General features: G+C 50.2%; 1 pseudogene. It reads right to left on the bottom strand.

The features are described 5' to 3' along the window. Window positions 1–293, bottom strand: a pseudogene (locus tag ACZYR9_RS27745) (2-hydroxyglutaryl-CoA dehydratase); the annotation flags it as partial.

Genomic DNA, 293 nt, shown 5'->3' on the forward strand with positions numbered 1-293 from the left:
GTACTTCGACTTCCGCCCCTTCATTCTCCAAAAACAGTTGCAACTGATAGATGCCGTCTCCTTCTGTGGTCATGGCCCAAAATTCGCCGATGATGCTAACCTTGGGTTTCACCAGCGTTCGATCTACTTCAACGGACTGAAGTACCTTCCGGCATTTGATCAGCGCCGGCATCAGCATTTTCCTTCGGCTTAAGGCATCGTATAAATACTGCTTGCAGCGGGCCATTGCGATATCCGTCGAACCGGCTTGCACCTCATAGGGACGGATACGGTAAGACAAGGCGTTTAAAATG

Source organism: Paenibacillus sp. F024, from assembly GCF_057814255.1.